Here is a 418-nt window from a genome sequence, read left to right as displayed (position 1 = left end):
GGCGAAGTGAAAGGCAAGGGCACGACCAGCCTGGAGACGAAGTACCGCTACACGGACCGCACGCCGGTGCAGGGCACCGTGTACTACCGCCTCAAGCAGGTGGACACGGACGGAGAGTTCGCCTACAGCAACGTGATCGCCGTCAACGCCCAGGGCCTGGCGCGCGAGCTGGCCACGCAGGCTTATCCGAACCCATTCCGCGATGTGATCAAAGTAGCGCTCACGGTACCCGAGGCGCAGGTGGCGGCCATGACCATCTATGACATCAACGGCCGACGTGTGCTGACCAAAGACCTGGAGCTGGACGCGGGCATCAACAATCTGGAGCTTCAGCTGGGCCAGTTGCAATCAGGTGTCTACATCCTCAAAGTCGTGGGCGAAGGCATGGAGTCCACGACCCGTATCATGAAAAACTAAG

The 418-nt window shown here is 60.5% G+C and carries 1 protein-coding gene; it reads left to right on the top strand.

Annotation, left to right across the window (positions count from 1 at the left end; all coding sequences use genetic code 11):
• The coding region (locus AC5FX6_RS21475; RefSeq protein WP_493599014.1) for a T9SS type A sorting domain-containing protein at positions 1–417 on the top strand (417 nt) is incomplete at its 5' end.
• Position 418 lies beyond the last annotated feature (1 nt).

The organism is Pontibacter sp. LHS2 (genome assembly GCF_058932845.1).
This window is presented reverse-complemented; position numbering and strand designations above follow the sequence as displayed.